This is a genomic window from Romboutsia sp. (assembly GCF_051659545.1).
In the GTDB taxonomy this organism is placed as follows: domain Bacteria; phylum Bacillota; class Clostridia; order Peptostreptococcales; family Peptostreptococcaceae; genus JBOFOR01.
In genome coordinates, this window is sequence record NZ_JBOFOR010000073.1 from 1 (window position 1) to 15747 (window position 15747).

General features: G+C 28.2%; 17 protein-coding genes. 14 read left to right on the forward strand and 3 right to left on the reverse strand.

What is annotated here, in order from left to right; genetic code table 11:
* Positions 1-308 precede the first annotated feature (308 nt).
* From ACRC03_RS03885 to ACRC03_RS03950, 14 genes are all read left to right on the forward strand, one after another.
* Entirely contained in the window at positions 309-1073 is a 765-nt protein-coding gene (locus tag ACRC03_RS03885) for a polysaccharide deacetylase family protein (protein WP_438651240.1), read from the forward strand.
* Positions 1074-1168: 95 nt separating this feature from the next.
* On the forward strand, positions 1169-1810 hold the full coding sequence (locus ACRC03_RS03890) for a single-stranded DNA-binding protein (protein WP_438651241.1): 642 nt from the start codon (positions 1169-1171) through the stop codon (positions 1808-1810).
* Positions 1811-1920: 110 nt separating this feature from the next.
* Positions 1921-2490, forward strand: coding sequence for a class I SAM-dependent methyltransferase (locus ACRC03_RS03895; RefSeq protein WP_438651242.1), 570 nt, complete (start codon positions 1921-1923; stop codon positions 2488-2490).
* Positions 2491-2597: 107 nt separating this feature from the next.
* Positions 2598-2735, forward strand: coding sequence for a hypothetical protein (locus tag ACRC03_RS03900; protein WP_438651243.1), 138 nt, complete (start codon positions 2598-2600; stop codon positions 2733-2735).
* Positions 2736-2740: 5 nt separating this feature from the next.
* Positions 2741-4510, forward strand: a complete 1770-nt coding sequence (locus ACRC03_RS03905) for a sigma 54-interacting transcriptional regulator (protein WP_438651244.1) — start codon at positions 2741-2743, stop codon at positions 4508-4510.
* A gap of 220 nt (positions 4511-4730) precedes the next feature.
* Positions 4731-6032 (forward strand): L-cysteine desulfidase family protein, encoded by a 1302-nt coding sequence (locus ACRC03_RS03910; protein WP_438651245.1) that lies wholly within the window; start codon positions 4731-4733, stop codon positions 6030-6032.
* Positions 6033-6102: 70 nt separating this feature from the next.
* A complete protein-coding gene (gene hpt, locus ACRC03_RS03915; protein ID WP_438651246.1) occupies positions 6103-6642 on the forward strand; it encodes a hypoxanthine phosphoribosyltransferase in 540 nt (179 codons plus the stop codon).
* Positions 6643-6872: 230 nt separating this feature from the next.
* Entirely contained in the window at positions 6873-7421 is a 549-nt protein-coding gene (locus tag ACRC03_RS03920; protein WP_438651247.1) for a sigma-70 family RNA polymerase sigma factor, read from the forward strand.
* 9 nt (positions 7422-7430) lie between these two features.
* Positions 7431-8528, forward strand: coding sequence for a DUF4179 domain-containing protein (locus ACRC03_RS03925; RefSeq protein ID WP_438651248.1), 1098 nt, complete (start codon positions 7431-7433; stop codon positions 8526-8528).
* 210 nt (positions 8529-8738) lie between these two features.
* The gene (locus ACRC03_RS03930) at positions 8739-9800 is read left to right on the forward strand and encodes an efflux RND transporter periplasmic adaptor subunit (RefSeq protein ID WP_438651249.1); all 1062 of its coding nucleotides are present in this window, start codon (positions 8739-8741) and stop codon (positions 9798-9800) included.
* Between the two features lie 17 nt (positions 9801-9817).
* The gene (locus ACRC03_RS03935; RefSeq protein ID WP_438651250.1) at positions 9818-10501 is read left to right on the forward strand and encodes an ABC transporter ATP-binding protein; all 684 of its coding nucleotides are present in this window, start codon (positions 9818-9820) and stop codon (positions 10499-10501) included.
* Between the two features lie 2 nt (positions 10502-10503).
* On the forward strand, positions 10504-11715 hold the full coding sequence (locus tag ACRC03_RS03940) for an ABC transporter permease (protein WP_438651251.1): 1212 nt from the start codon (positions 10504-10506) through the stop codon (positions 11713-11715).
* Positions 11716-11816: 101 nt separating this feature from the next.
* A complete protein-coding gene (locus tag ACRC03_RS03945; protein ID WP_438651252.1) occupies positions 11817-12386 on the forward strand; it encodes a hypothetical protein in 570 nt (189 codons plus the stop codon).
* Between the two features lie 109 nt (positions 12387-12495).
* Positions 12496-13098: a DUF4397 domain-containing protein gene (locus ACRC03_RS03950; protein WP_438651253.1), complete on the forward strand. Its 603-nt coding sequence runs from the start codon at positions 12496-12498 to the stop codon at positions 13096-13098.
* A gap of 213 nt (positions 13099-13311) precedes the next feature.
* Here the strand turns inward: ACRC03_RS03950 and dapD are convergent, their stop codons facing one another.
* From dapD to dapA, 3 genes are read right to left on the reverse strand one after another with little or no spacing between them, the layout of a single operon-like run.
* The gene (gene dapD, locus ACRC03_RS03955; protein WP_438651254.1) at positions 13312-14028 is read right to left on the reverse strand and encodes a 2,3,4,5-tetrahydropyridine-2,6-dicarboxylate N-acetyltransferase; all 717 of its coding nucleotides are present in this window, start codon (positions 14026-14028) and stop codon (positions 13312-13314) included.
* Between the two features lie 21 nt (positions 14029-14049).
* Entirely contained in the window at positions 14050-14796 is a 747-nt protein-coding gene (gene dapB / locus ACRC03_RS03960) for a 4-hydroxy-tetrahydrodipicolinate reductase (protein ID WP_438651255.1), read from the reverse strand.
* Positions 14790-15683 (reverse strand): 4-hydroxy-tetrahydrodipicolinate synthase, encoded by an 894-nt coding sequence (gene dapA / locus ACRC03_RS03965; RefSeq protein ID WP_438651256.1) that lies wholly within the window; start codon positions 15681-15683, stop codon positions 14790-14792. Before dapA ends, dapB begins: the two co-directional genes overlap by 7 nt.
* Positions 15684-15747 lie beyond the last annotated feature (64 nt).

The following is a 15747-nucleotide window of genomic DNA, read 5'->3' on the forward strand; positions in this document are numbered from 1 at the left end:
TGGGTAAAATCGATGCCTATGGAGTTATTAAAGGCTTTAGTTATAGTAGTTATAGCGTATACATCAGTTACAATGTTAAAAGCTGTATATAAAGCTAACAAAGTATCAGAAGAAGTTAAGTAATAAATATACAATACAAGATACTTCCTTTATGGTGGATAGTTAAAATAAAAACTTCCGCGCTTAAAAGGAAGTTTTTTTATAATTTTTGAGTTCTTAAAATAATAAATTTGATTTTATAGTAATTTTTTGACCCGGAAAAAAATAAATCTATAAGTAAGTAGAAATTTATTAAGGGGGGATGTGACATGAATTATAGGCCTAGGAAAAATAAATTCTTAATATCAAGAGTTTTGATTTTGATATTTTCAATAGGAATTTTATTTGGTTCTATTTATGGAATAAAATACATATGTTATAGGCAGGAAAATAAAAATATGCCTATATATGAAGTCCAAACAGATGATAAAAAAATAAGTTTAAGTTTTGATGTTGCATGGGGATCAAATAATATAGATGAAATTTTAGATATATTAGATAAACATAATGTAAAAGCAACATTCTTTTTAGTGGGTAGTTGGATAGATGATAATAGTGAATTAGTAAAAAAAATACATAAAAGAGGGCATGAAATAGGAAACCACTCTAATACTCATGCTGATACTAAAGAATTATCAAAGAAAGCTATAACAGATGAGATAAATATAACATCAAATAAGATATATAAATTAATAGGTGAAAAAACAAGTTTATATAGACCTCCTTTTGGGAAAATAGATAATAAAACTATGGAAGTTTGTTCATCGCTAGGATATAAAGTTATAAGATGGAGTATTGATTCTTTAGATTGGAAGGAAATAGGACCATATTATGTTAGAGAAAGAGTAATTAGAAATTCATCACCAGGATCTATAGTGTTATTTCATTCAAATATAAATGGTGTGAAGTATTATTTAGATGATATACTTAATGATTTAGAAAATAAAAAATATAAAATAGTTCCAGTATCAGAGCTGATTTACAAAGAAAATTATACTATAGATAATAATGGGATTCAAAAGATAAATCAATAAACTGTAATAAAAGAATAATAACATAAATATATTTATTATATAAGTTTATAAATTAAGATAAAGCTGATGAATTAACAATTATGGGGGGATAAAAGATGATAACTGTTAAGGATGATACTAATGTAGTAAATTTAAGGGGAGAATTAGACAGTGAGTTAGAATTTAGCCATGAAATTTTTGGAGAGCAATTCTATAATACCAAGATAAAAATAAATAGGCTAAGTAACTCATACGATATACTGCCTATAACTGTATCAGATAGACTTTTACAGGAAGTAGATTTTGAAAATAATAAGTTTGTAAAGATAGTGGGCCAATTAAGATCATATAATAAAAGTATTAATAATAAAAATAGATTAGTACTTACGATTTTTGTGAGAGAATTAAAAGTTATAGATGAAGATGAAGATAATAAAGATCCTAATAGTATATTCTTAGATGGGTATATATGCAAAAACCCAGTATATAGAAAGACTCCTTTAGGAAGAGAGATAACTGATTTATTAGTAGCTATAAATAGACCGTATAATAAATCCGATTATATACCTTCTATAGTATGGGGAAGAAATGCTAAGTTTGCAAAAAACTTAAATGTAGGGGATAGAATACAAATATGGGGTAGAGTACAAAGTAGAGAATATGAAAAAAAATCAGAGGATGGAGAAGCAACAAAGAAAGTAGCTTATGAAGTATCTATATCAAAAATCAAAAAAAACATAGAAAATATCGAGGAATAGGATTTTCTATGTTAATATCTATAAATTGTCATTGAATAGTTGCCTAAGATTTATTATAATCTACCTTATGATGCAATTATTATAATGTAAAGAACAAGAGGGGGAGCACTATGAAAAGCGTATTATATCATGACTACGAACCTAATGCTGACTTGACGTATAAATCTGATGATGTAACATGTTTTTTGGATACAATCAAGTATGATGTAGGAAATAAGATACTACTTGTAGGAAACATAGGCAACTTAGGAAATAGATTGAGAATGCTCGGTGTGTACGTTACAATATTAGAGAATAGCCACTATGAAGATGTATGTTACTCTCTAATACACAATTCAAATTGTAATGTTATAAAAGGATGCCTAGAGTTATTACCATTTGAAGATGAACACTTTGACAAAGTAATAATATTAGATCACTTTAATAATACTAACAATTGTAAAAAAGCTTTAAGGGAAATAACTAGAGTTTTAAAAGAAGATGGTGAAGTTGTATTAGAAGACTTAAATTTAAAGAATTTAAAAGTAAAGTTAAAGAATTTTAAGCAGAAGCTTTTAGGTGAAAATGTGAATTATTACTATCCTGATGAAATTATAAGTTTATTTTCAAAATTAAACTTTGATGGAAATATTAAAGAATTTGAGAGTAAAAGATACATTTATATTGGGAAAAGAAAGTAATAATTTAAGAATATGAAACAAATATAGAAGACTAGGTTATGCCTGGTCTTTTTTACGCTTAAGGAAATTATATTTACTTAAAAATATATAAAAAGGAGAAAATAGAGATGGGTATAAATTATACTATTATTATAGTAGTTATGCTATTTATTATATTAATGTCTATTCAATTTACACTGAATAAAATATATGTTACTTTAAAAGAAATAAAAGAAATACTTAATCTAAAAAAAATTAAGGATTGATAAATATGATAAGTTTAGAATATATAAAAGAGGATATACAAAAGATTGCAGAGGCAATAGAAGCAGTTTTAGGTATAGATGTAACTATAGTAGATGAAGAACTAATCAGAACTGCTGGAACAGGAATATATATAGATAAAATAGGTCAAAAAGTAAAAGGATACTCTGCTTTCAAAAAATCTATGATAGAACAAAGTACAATACTTATAGATGACCCAAGTTGCAATAGTATTTGTAAGGAATGTTATTCTAAGAAAGAATGCAAAGAATTCGCAGAGATGTGTTGCCCTATAGTGTGCGATGGAGAAACCTATGGAGTAATTGGATTAATAGCTTTTAATGAAGGACAAGCTGAAATTATAAAAAAGGGAAAAGACAATCTTATAAATTTTTTAGGTAAAATGGCGGACTTAATTTCAAGTAAATTAAAAGCTCAAATTAAAGCTTATGAATTGGAGTTAGAAAAGAAAAAACTTGAAACACTGGTAGACAGTATAGACAAAGCTATAGTATCAATAGATATAAATGGTAAAATTGATAAATTCAACTCTAAATTCAAAGAAAGTTTTAAGCTGAATGGGGAACTTTATAATAAAAATATATTTGAAATACTTAACTTTATAAAAAAAACTTTAATATTTGAAACTAAAAATGAAAAATCTCATAGTTTTTATTATAAAAAAGAGGGGTATAGTTTAAGAGGTATATACAATATAAATCAAATAGTTCTAAATGGTGAGTTAAAAGGATATGTTATAGACTTTATAGATAAAAGAGATGCAATAAAAAACTACAATAAGATTAATAAAGAATATAAAATAACTTTAGAAAATATTATTGGAGAAAGTAAACCTATAAAAAATGTAAAAAAAGAAGCATTTATAGCATCTAGGTCTACTTCTACGGTTTTAATAACTGGTGAAAGCGGAACAGGAAAAGAATTATTTGCTAGAGCAATACATAATCATAGCAATAGAAGTGAACAACCTTTTGTAGCTATAAACTGTGCAGCTATTCCTGATAATCTACTAGAAAGTGAATTGTTTGGATATGAAGAAGGGGCATTTACAGGAGCTAAAAAAGGTGGGAATTTAGGTAAATTTGAATTGGCACATAAGGGGAGTATTTTCTTAGATGAAATAGGAGATATGAGCCTTCATCTTCAAGCTAAACTACTAAGAGCACTACAAGAAAAAGAATTAAATAAAATTGGTTCTAAATCAAATATATCAATTGATGTAAGAGTGATAGCAGCAACAAACAAAGACCTGGAAAGTATGATTAAAAAAGGAACTTTCAGAGAAGATTTATATTATAGGTTAAATGTAATACCAATAAATTTACCTAGTTTAAGACAACGTAAAGATGATATACCTTTATTGACTAAATTTATGGTAAATGAATATGCTAAGAAATTAGATAAGCCAGTAGTTGATGTAGATGAAAGTGTTATAAAAACATTTATTGATTACAAATGGCCAGGTAATATAAGAGAACTACAAAATGTTATAGAGTATGGAATTAATATGTCTTCAATGCCTACTATAACCTTAGATGTAATACCAAATAGACTACAAAATATAGAAATAGAAAAAAGTATAGAAAATGATTCACAGATTAGAACCTTAGAAGAATTAGAAAAAATAGAAATAATAAAAGCACTTAATAAATACAAGAATTATAAAAAGGATAAAGATTTAGCAGCTAAAATTCTAGGAATATCTAGAGCTACTTTATATAGAAAATTGGAAAAGTACAATATTATCTCAAAATGATACTAAATGTCATTTTGAGATAATATTGTATCAATTTGAGATAATATTTGAAGCTATTATAAAAAACAATTATTATATATAGAATAAATAAGAAAGAAAATATAAAAAATATAGAGAATAGCTTATTTGTATATAAAAATAAAAAAATGTATATAAAAATAAAAGTTGGCATAATAGTTGCTTCTATAAAGTATATAAAAACACTTTGGAGGTAACGAATATGATGGATATAAGAAAACAATTAATAGATATATTGAAAGCAGAAGTAAAACCAGCACTAGGATGTACAGAACCAGTAGCAGTAGCATTAGCTTGTGCTAAAGCAAAAGAATTACTAGGTGAAGAAGTAGTAAAAAATACAATACTTGTAAGTCCGAATGTATATAAAAATGGAATGTGTGTTGGAATACCAGGAACTGAAAGATTAGGGCTTAAAATATCAGCAGCCTTAGGATTTATTGGTGGCCACTCTGAAAATGGTTTAAGAGTTCTAGAAACATTAACACCAGAAGAAGTTAAAATAGCTGAAAAATATATGGATGAAAATCCAATATCAATTTCACCAGCAGATACTAAAGAAAAAGTATATATAGAAGTAACTTTAAAAGGAACTACTAGAACATCTAAAGTAGCTATAAGAACTAAACATGATAACTTTGTGTACTTAGAATCTAATGGAGAAGTATTATTAAATGAAGAACTAAAAGTAGATAATACAATAGCAACTCATCAAGAAAATCTAATGGATACAGTAACAATAAAAGAGTTAGTTCAAAATATAGAAGCATTAGAACTTAAAGATATAGAATTTTTATTAGAAGGAATAGCTATGAATGAAGAAATAGCTAACTACGGATTACAACAAAAAACTGGTATAGGTGTTGGTTACGGAATCAAAAAATCAATGGAAGAAGGTTTATTAGGAGATGACTTAATGAACTACGCAATGATGATAACAGCAGCAGCTTCAGATGCTAGAATGGCTGGAGTTAAGATGCCAGTTATGAGCTCTAATGGTAGTGGAAACCACGGTATAACAGCTATACTTCCAATAGTAGCTTACAATAAAAAATTCCCTCAAACTGATGAAAAATTAGTAAAAGCATTAGCAATATCTCACTTAGTAACAGCATATGTTAAAAACTACACAGGAAGATTATCTGCAGTTTGTGGATGTGGAGTTGCTGCATCTATTGGAGCAACAGCAGGTATATCATGGTTAATGAGTGGAGATGAAAGACAAATAGAGGGTGCTATAGAAAATATGATAGCAAACTTAAGTGGTATGATTTGTGATGGAGCAAAAGCTGGATGTGCTTTAAAACTAGCATCAGCAGCATCAGCAGCAGTACAAAGTGCAATAATAGCTAAACATGAGTGTTTTGTACCTCCGATGAACGGTATAGTTGGAGCAAAAGTAGAGCAAAGTATACAAAACTTAGGTAAGGTAAGCGACAAAGGAATGTCTGTTACAGATGAGGTTATAATAAGTGTAATGGATGATATGAACAAGGTCGACTAATTCTCCTTGCAAAAGAAGTTAATCTCCTATAAAATTGAAAGTATCATTATATAAAGTGGAGGATTAAACTATGAATATAGAAACTAAAAAATGGGAAATCTTATGTTCCGAAGAGCAAATAGCCAGTAAGCTAAAAGAATTAGGAGCTCAAATATCTAAAGATTACGAAGGAAAAAATCTTTTAGTAATATCTTTACTAAAAGGAAGTTTTATATTCTGTGCAGACCTAGTAAGAAACATAACTGTACCAGTTAAAATTGAATTCATGACTACTTCAAGCTATGGACACGGAGAACAAAGTTCAGGTATGGTAAAAGTGGTTTCTGATGTAAATAGTGACTTACAAGGATACGATGTATTAATAGTAGATGACATAACAGATACAGCTTTCACTATGAGTCATGTTGTTGAACACTTAAAAGCCAAAAATCCAAATAGCGTAAAATCTTGTGTATTACTTGATAAACCAAGCAGAAGAAAAGTTGAGTTAGTACCAGACTACTGTGGATTTGAAATAGAAGACAAATTTGTCGTAGGATATGGATTAAACTTTGGAGATTATTACAGAAATATACCTTACGTATTTAACGTAACAAATGAAGACAGATAATAAAGAAAAGGAGTCGTTATAAAATACGACTCCTTTTAAGCGTTTACAGATAAATTTGTAAGATAGTAGTTTAGCTTACCTTTAATAATATAAAGGTGTGTGGAGCATATGAATAAAAAAACAGTATAAATTAATAAAATATATCTCCATTTTGATAGATAACCATATAAATACTACGAAGTAATATATAGGAATAAAGTTTAAGGAATTGGCCTATTGGAGGAAATTAAATGAAAATAACAGAAGAAAATTTTATTCTAAAACTAAAACAAAGGGATGATAAGGCTTTAGAATATGTAATAGATAACTATGGATGGATAATAAAGTCTATAGTTAAAAAAAATCTATATAATCTTGAAATGTACCAAGATGAATGTATTAATGATATTCTTCTAGGTTTATGGAATAATATAGAAAGTTTTGATGAAGAAAGAAGTACTTTTAAAAACTGGATAGCAGGTATATCTAAATATAAAACCATTGACTATAGAAGAAAATACCTAAAAAATTTACAATATGAAGACATAGACAATATGGAAATAAAAACAGAAGATAACACATGTAAAGAGCTTATTGAAAACGAGATTAGCCAGGAATTAGAAAATATGTTAAGTCACTTAAAAGACAAAGACAAAGAATTATTTCTAAAGCTGTATGTAGAAGAAAAGGATATTGACACCATAAGTGAAGAAACAGGAATGAATAGAGATGTAATCTACAACAGAGTATCAAGAAGTAAGAAAAAGTTAAGAGATATATTTAAAACTGGAGAAAGGTAGAGGGTCATTATGAAAGATAACAATGATAAAAATATATATAATATGTTAAATGACATTGAAGTAGACTTGAGTGAATATGAGAGAGAAGATTTCAATGATATAGAAAAGATAAAAATAAAGAAAAAATTTAGACAGTCTATAGGAAAAAAAAATACAAATAGTAATTACAAAAAATATATATCGGTGGCTTCAGTAGCTATACTGAGTATTGCAATAGTATCAGTTACACCACTTGGAACATATGCATCTAAAATGATTTCAGATTTAGTATTTGATATAAAATCAGTATTAAATCTAGAGGTGGATGATGGTAATTATATAAAGGTTATCAATCAGTCTATAACAAAAGATGATGTAACTCTAAGATTAAATGAAGCAGTATTAAATGATGGTGAACTTATTGTATCAATGACAACTAAATCAAAAGAAAAAATTCCAAGAGATATTAGAATAGAAGGAGAGCTTAAGCAAAAACTATATATAAATGGAGAATTTATAGATAATGCAAATTCAAGTTCTGGAATAGATGCAAGTAAAAAAAATATAGATGAAGTATTATTTTTTAACGTAGATACATCAAAATACAGCAGTGTAATAGATATTAAAATAGAATTAGAAGATTTAACTATATATAGGGAGATAAATAATCAACTTATAAAAGAAAAAACGGTAAAAGGTCCTTTTGTGTTTGAATTTGACTTTGATACTAGTAAAATAAGTAAAAATATAAAAAATGTAGATATGAATAAGGAAATAGACCTTGGTAATAATCAAAAAATTAGTTTAGATAAATTTGTATATACACCTTTAACTCAAAAGGTATACTACACAAAAAATAAAGAGGAATTTAATAATGAAATAGAGTTAGTATTAAAAGGTGTTGATGAATTAGGTAATGAAGTAATATTTGAGCGAAATATTGAGGGTAATGGAACAGGAACTTTAATTACTAATCTAAGTGGAAAACAAGTTGATAAATCTGCAAAATATCTAACTCTTACAGCATATAAAAGAAGTTATATATTCAAAGAGGATGGTGGTACTGAACAGAAGCTAGAAGAAATTGAAAAAGATATTAAAATAGACTTAACTACTGTTAGTAAATAATATTTACCTTTAAATACGAAATAGGCATAAAAACAAGATTATTAAAAAATAATCTTGTTTTTATGTCTATGTTTGTGTATATTTCAACAACAATAAAACTTGATATAAAAAAAATGTAAAAATGATAGATATAGCAAATCCTATTACGAAGTATAAAGTGAAATAAATAAAATTATGATAATAGTGATGAACAATTGGAGGAATTTTAGTATGAAGAAAATAAGTTTTAAAAATAAATTAGGGAAAAAACAAAAGATTATAATAGGTATAACAGTAGTAGCTTTACTTGGAGGAGGAATATATGGATTTAGTACTATAAGCCACTATATTCAAGAGAAAAAACTTGAAGAAAGTGTAGTAGAGATATATCAAATACCAGGTAGAGAAAAAATATATATGAATGGAAAGATACTACCAATAAAATCGGAAAAAATAGTAATAAACCAAGAACAGGGTGAACTAAGTCAAATAAAAGTAGAAAATAATTCTTATGTAGAAAAAGGAGCACCACTTTTTACATGTAAAAATAGCTCACAAATAAAAGAAATAGAGTCACTAAAGTCACAAGTATCAGATAAAACTGAAGAAAAGGCAAATGCACCAGATGAAGAAACTAAACTAGGGATAGATAAAGAAATAAAGCAATTGAATAAACAAATAGCAGAACTAAATAAAACTGCATATTCAACAGTATATGCACCTTTTAGTGGAAATGTGTACTTAAATGAAAATAGTGACGAGAAAGCTTATGTAATGATATTAGAAACAGCAGAGTTTTATGTAAAAGGTCAAATAAATGAAAGAGATTCATATAAAATAGGATTAAATCAAGGTGTAGAAATTACAGCTTTAGCGACTAGTGATAAGTATAACGGTAAAATAATAGAGATAAGTGATAGACCTTATGAAGGTGAAGACTTAGGTCAAAATATGGGTTCAGATTCAGGAATGACTAAATATGAAGTAAAAATGAGCTTAGATAGTCAAGAAAATTTAAAGAATGGACTAAATGCTCAAATAGTTGCTTTAAGTGGAACAACAGACAAAAAAGTACCAAACGTATCAGTATTAGAAGAATCAAATAAATATTATGTATTTAAAGTAAAAAATGACATAGCATACAAAACAGAAATAAAAGTAAAAGAAAAGAAAGATGATTATTACTTAGTTGAAGACGGAATAAATGAAAATGATAAAATAATAAAAGATATTTATGGTAGAGATATAAAAGATAGGGACAAAGTTTACACAGGAGAAAACATGTTAAATTAGAAGGTGAGGAAAGATAATTGAGTGAAAATATAATAAAACTTAAAAATATACAAAAATACTATCCAATGAAAGATAGTAGACTACATGTACTAAAATCTATAGATTTAGAAATAAAAAAAGGTGACTTTATAATGATTGTTGGACAATCGGGAAGTGGAAAAACTACATTACTTAACATATTAGGTTTTTTGGATAAATTTGATGAAGGAAATTATTTTTATAAAGGTGAGGATGTAACAAATCTAAGTGAGAAAGAAAGATCAAAATTTAGAAATACTAACATAGGATTTGTTTTTCAACAGTTTAATTTAATACCAACGTTAGATATATACAAAAATATTGAACTTCCAATGATATACAATAATAGATACTCAAAGGAAGAAAAAGATAAGAGAATAAAAGAAAGATTAAAAAAAGTAGGTTTGTTAGATAAGATACATCAAAAACCACTAGAACTATCTGGTGGACAACAACAAAGAATAACAATAGCAAGGGCTCTTGTTAATGACCCGGATATTATATTTGCTGATGAGCCAACAGGGGCATTAGATATAAATACAACAAAAGATATAATGGAATTATTAAAAGAGCTAAGTCAGCAAGGTAAAACAATAATAATGGTTACACATGAAACAGGTCTTTTAAAATATGCAACAAAAGTAATTAGGTTGAATGATGGTATTGTAGTAGAGGAGATGTAATCATGTTAGTAATGATAAATAATGCTTTAGAAAATATAAAAACTAATAAGCTGCGTGTAGCAGTTGCAATGATATGGATAGTTCTTGGAATTACATCAGTAATAGTTGTATCTAGTATTGGAAATGGAATAGAAGAACAAGGCAAAAAAACTAGTGAAAAAGAAGAGTATAGAAAAAGTACTATAGTATTTACACCAGATTATACAAGTAAGCAAGACTCAACATTTTATGAACCATTTACTCAACAAGATATAGGTATATTATCTGGAATACCAGAGATAGAGAGAGTTACACCAAAATATGGAGATGTTAGTGGTGGAAGTTATGGGGTAAGTGTATATGCTGGCGGAAGTTATACATTTATGAAAACTTCAGAGTATAAAGAAGATAGCGATATAGATATAGTATATGGTAGAAAATTTTCTATAGAAGACTTAGAAAGAAAAACTATAGTTCTAGATTATCATATAGCTTATTCGTTAGCTGATTCTATACCTCAAAATGCAGTAGGCAAAAAGATTGATATTGAGGGTGAGGCATTTGAAGTTATAGGTGTATTGAAAGAAGTTAAATCAACTGAAAAGTTTGGTAGTAGCTACAGAGAATCAGAAAGTTATCTACCTAAAAAAGCACTTACTGAAATAGAAAACAGAAAATCATTTGGAGGAACTGTAACAGGATTAGAAGTTTTGGTTAAAAAAAATTATAATAAAGATGAAGTTTCTCAAAAAGTTTTAAAGAAAATTCAAGAAAGCAAGGATAAAGAAAACGGTGAGTATGGACTAGGAGGAGATGACTCAGGAGATTTTGAGTTATTGAGTATGAGAGACACTATAAATAGATTTACATCCATACTATCTAACGTATCTTTAGTAATAGGTGGTATAGGTATAATGAACATAATGTATATGTCAGTATCTGAAAGGAAAAGAGAAATAGGTATAAGAAGAGCAATAGGAGCGCAGCCGAAGGATATACTTATACAATTTTTAATAGAAACAATAGTAATAACAATACTAGGAGGTATAGTTGGTATGATAGTTGGAACAATAGCAGCAGGACAAGTAGCTCCATACTTAGGAATACCGGCTGTACCAAGTCCAGGAATATATATGAAAGCATTAGTAGTATCGATACTTACAGGAGCTATATTTGGAGCTATACCAGCATCAAAAGCTGCTAAATTAGACCCAATAAAAGCTATACAGGGATAAAAATAAATAAAAAGTTATAAAAAAATGATAGATATACAATTTGGAGAAACGAATATATGTATGTAAGATATTTAAATTTATAAAATAGGGAGAGATTAAAAATGAAAATAAACTTAAAAGAAAAAAAGGTTAGATTAGCAATAGCTGGTATAGTTGTAGCGACAGTTATAGTAATAAACGTATTATATTCAAAAGTAAATACAGCACAAAATGATTACTCTTCAATTGAATCTGTTCAATACAATATTAAGAATAATATATTAGATAGTAAAACGGAATTATTATCACTTCAAAACAATATGATGAAGTTAAATGAAGACAAGGCTAAAACAATAAAAATAGATGCAATAATAGCAGACTTAGAGCTAAATAACTATAAGGATGAAAGCAAATTAAATGCTAACCTAGCACAATTAGATTTATTAAATGAAGAAATTGACAAAATGATAGATATATACAATAATGATGAAAATATGAAAAAGAATATGAATATATCTAATGAAATTATGAATATAGAAGGACTAGATAATCTTGTACACGGGATTATGGAGGAACATAATGAAATATATACAAAGTCATTTAACAAAGGAATTAAAAAATTTCCTGTCAACATTGTAGCTAATAAAAAAGGTTGGGTTGAGATAAATAAGTTTTCAAGTATAGATGAATAGAGCATTCAATATATGTGACAAGAAATTATAGGTTGAAGGAGTATCAAAATAGTGTCTACATCAATATTATAGTAGTAGAGTTAAATATACTTTTAAAGGGGGATTTAAATTGAGAAAATTTAATGAAAATTATTCTCTTGTAAGAGTTTTGCATGCTGTTCCAGATGGAGATGATGTAGATATATATTTAAATGATAAACCATTTTTTAAAGAACTTGATTTTACTGAATTTACTCCATATATTTATGTTCCAGAAGGAAAATATACATTAACAATTTATCCTCAGGGGGAAGTAGAGAAGCCTATTATAAGCCAGCAAATAGAAGTAACTAAAGATGAACTTTCTACAATAGCAATAGCTGGAAATGTAAATAATATAAAGTTATTGCCAATAAAAGAGGCTAAAGAATTAGCTGATGGAAAAAAATCAAAAATAAGATTTGTACATCTAGTGCCTAATGGAAGGGAAGTGAACATATTATTAGATAATAAAACAGAATTTTGCAATGTGGAATTTAGAGAGGCAACACCATATTTAGAAGTTGAACCGAAGGAATATAAGGTTGACGTAGCGGTATCTGAAAATAATATGTTGATAAATAGCGACAAAATAAAGGTAAATCCAAATAGAATATATACCTTTTATGCTCTAGGAGATGCACCGAATTTTGATGTTATACAGTCTGTAGATGGAGCGACGTTCTTAATTTAGATGTTTAGTTATATATAGTCCGCTCGAGGGTTAATTATATAAGTTTTCCTCCAGGCATTCGCAATGTCGGTGCAACTTATATAATTAACCATCTTCGCTCAGAATCTATATATAAGTAAACATTTCTATTAAGAACTAGGTTGGAAAAAATATAAAAAAACATAAAAATAAAGCATCTATATTGAGGTATAGATGCTTTATTTTTATATAAGCTTAGTCTAAGTCCCTTAGACCTTCCATTAGTTTTGTTTTATCGCTAGTTTTTGCATCCTTTAGCTTTATTACTCTAGCAGGAGAACCAGCTACTACAGTACCCGGATCAACATCATGTGTAACAATTGCTCCAGCAGCAACAACGGAACCTTTTCCAACTTTTACACCTTCTAGTATTACGGCATTAGCACCTATTAGAACATCATCTTCTATAATGACAGGAGTTGCAGAAGGTGGTTCTAAAACGCCAGCAACTACGGCACCTGCACCTAGATGTACGTTTTTACCTATAATACCTCTAGCACCAATGACAGCGTTCATATCTACCATAGAATTATCACCAACTATAGCTCCAATATTTATAACAGCTCCCATCATTACTACGGCATTTTTACCTATAGTAACCATGTCTCTTATTATAGCGCCAGGTTCTATTCTTGCATGCTCATGCAAGTAGTTGTATAAAGGAATAGCTGAATTTCTTCTATCATATTCAATATGAATTTCATCAATATGATGTTTCTTATCATCAAGTTCTTTCATTATTTCTTCGTAGTCACCTATTAAAGTATAAGAACCTTGTGTTCCAAATACCTTAAAACTTTCATTTCTTTTTATATTTAATAGTTTTCCATTTACATACACTTTAACAGGTGTATTCTTTTTAGAATCTTTTATGAATTTTGCAATTTCATAAGCATCGTTTAGATTTATCATTTGACAGTCCCTCCCTTTTGATTAACTTAGCATATTGTCCATATTATAATATCCAATATTTTGGTGTACCAAATATTTAGCAGCAGCTATAGCACCTTTAGCAAATATATCTTTAGATTGAGCTATATGTTTTAATTCAACAACTTCATCATGACCTGCATATATAACATTGTGTTCACCAACTATAGTGCCACCTCTTACAGCATGAATACCTATTTCATTGTCACTTCTCTTAGCTTCACGACCGTACCTTCCATAATTATATTCTATATTAGGTAAAACTTCTTTTACGGCATTAGCTATCATAACAGCAGTTCCACTTGGAGCATCTACTTTTTTATTATGATGTTTTTCTATAACTTCAATATCAAAGTTAGCAAGCATTTTAGTAGCTTCTTTTACTAATTTAAGAAGAACATTTATCCCCAAAGACATGTTATAAGAGTGGAAAATGGGGATAAGTTTAGACGCTTCTTTTATTTTATTTAATTCATCATCATTATAGCCAGTAGTGGCAATTACTAATGGTGTTTTAGTATTAAGAGCAAAGTTTAAAACATCATCTAAGCAAGAATGATGAGAAAAATCTATTATTACATCAACATCTTCTATTACATCAACCATTTTAGGATATATTTTAAAGTGATTATTATCAGTTGGATGTTTAGAAACACCACATACTAATTTTAATTCATCATCTTCTATAATTAATCTAGTTAATATTTTTCCTACATTACCTAGACATCCGTTTACTATTACTTTTAGCATAAATCCTCCGCTAATTTTAAACCTGCATTAACTAATTCTTGTTTTAACACTTCTAAATTTTTCTCATCCATTTCTGCAAGAGGAAGTCTTAAATTTCCAACTTCAAATCCTAATAAATTCATAGCAGTTTTTACTGGAATTGGATTTACTTCTATAAATAAAGCATCTATTAATGGTTTTAGTTCTAATTGTATTTTTCTAGAACCTTCAATATCTCCATCAAAGAACTTTTGAACTAAATCATGAGTTTCTTTAGGGCATACATTACCAAGTACAGAGATAACTCCACTTCCACCTACAGATAGTAATTGAAGTATAGAATCATCATTTCCTGAGTACACAGCAAATCCGTCTGGAACTAATCTGCAAACTTCAGCAACTTGAGCTAAGTCACCGCTAGCTTCTTTAAGAGCTACTATATTTTCTATTTTAGCTAATTCAGCAACAAGGCTTGGTTTTAAATTCACGCAAGTTCTTCCAGGAACATTGTAAAGTATGATTGGTAAGTTTACACTATTAGCGATTGTTTCGAAGTGTAACTTAAGCCCTTTTGCATTAGCTTTGTTATAGTAAGGTGTTATTATTAATAGAGCATCAGCACCTAATCTTTCAGCCTTTTGGCTTAAATGAACAGAATGCATAGTATCATTAGAACCAGTACCAGCTATAACAGGTATTCTTTTCTTTACTTTATCAACTACATATTTAATAACAGAAAGTTGCTCATCATCACTCATAGTAGTTGCTTCACCTGTAGTACCGCAAACTACTAATGCATCTGTATGGTTTTCAATATGGTATTCAACTAATTGACCTAATTTTTCAAAATCAACACCTTTTTGGGTGAATGGCGTAACTAAAGCTACAGCAGCCCCTTTAAATATCATGAAAAAATCCCCCTTATATAATTTATTTATTATGATTAAATAATTTGATACTAAATTGTATGAG